Source organism: Bifidobacterium panos (assembly GCF_012932445.1).
Taxonomy (GTDB): Bacteria; Actinomycetota; Actinomycetes; order Actinomycetales; family Bifidobacteriaceae; genus Bifidobacterium; species Bifidobacterium panos.
Map to the genome: position 1 here is coordinate 1 of NZ_JAAIIJ010000040.1, position 1,234 is coordinate 1,234.

Here is a 1,234-nt window from a genome sequence, read left to right on the forward strand (position 1 = left end):
CCCCCCCCAAGGCGCGACATGTCGTTGGGAGAACCGGATGAGCGTATTTTCAAGGCACCGCCAGGGGCGGAGCGGGCCAATTTCAGGTCGCGGACACCGCTCGGATTCGCAAGAGCGGTGTTCGACAGCAACGGGAAGGTGAGACAAGATGGCCAATGAGATGGAGACGTTCGCCAAGGTCAGCGCGAAACTGTATCTAAACGACAAGATTCAGGAGTTCGCCATGCGCCATCCGAGCGCGGCGTGGCTGTGGTTGAACGCGATCACCTACTCGGTGGACTGCAAAAAAGACGGCAAGGTCTCCGCGTTCGCCGCGAAACGGCATCTGGCCGCCGAAGCCGAAGACCTCAAGGCGCTGGTGGACGCCGGGCTGTTCGAGCCGGTCGAGGACGGTTGGCTTATCCATGACTTTTTGAAGTCGCAGACCTCGGTCAAGGAGCAGAACGAGCTGAAGGCTCGTCGCTCCGCAGCGGGACGCAAGGGCAATGAGAAGCGGTGGGGTAAGAAACCGCAGGATGAAGCGGATTCATCGCAAAATCATCGCAAAAACGTCGCACCTGCGATGGCAAATGCGTCGCAAGAGCAATCGCAAATTATCGCAGAAACAGAAACAGAAACAGAAACAGAAATAACCCCCTATAGTCCCCCAGAGGTGGACGACGGGACGAAAACCGAAACCGAAGCCGGTGGGTTCGATGCGCTTTGGCGGGCGTACCCGAAGCACACGGGCAAGCCCAAGGCCGTCCAAGCGTATGCTACGGCTGTCGATGCGGGTGCCAGCCCGAGGCTGCTGCTTGACGCGGCCACGGCATACGCGGCCAAGGTCGGGCGCGGCGAAATCGAGGCGCGGTGGGTTCCGACCCTGGCGAACTGGCTGGCGAACGACACATGGCGCGACCACACGCCCGAACCCGAACGGGTCGAACCGCCCAGCGAATCATGGCTCCAAGCCAACTTCGACGAGCCGCTGACGGTGCTCGGGCTTGACCCGGTGGACGTCATGATGCGACGGCGGAGGCTGTTCGCACTGATCCGTGACGGCACCCCGCCCGACGAGGCGGCGCAGCGGATCATCAACGAAACCAACGAAAGGACAGCGAAATGAGAAACGAAATGCGCAAGGACCTGCGCGAAGTGCTGGTGTGCGCCGTCCTCGCGGTCGCCATCGTCCTGGTGGTCACCATCGGGGTGATCATCGCGGGCGGCATGGTCCGGGCGGCGCGAAACCCCAACG

Annotated in this window: 1 protein-coding gene; it reads left to right on the forward strand. The window is 61.8% G+C overall.

Annotated elements, in window-relative coordinates; all coding sequences use genetic code 11:
* Positions 1-148: 148 nt before the first annotated feature.
* Positions 149-1,105, forward strand: a complete 957-nt coding sequence (locus tag G1C94_RS07595) for a hypothetical protein (RefSeq protein ID WP_172147242.1) — start codon at positions 149-151, stop codon at positions 1,103-1,105.
* Positions 1,106-1,234: the final 129 nt, after the last annotated feature.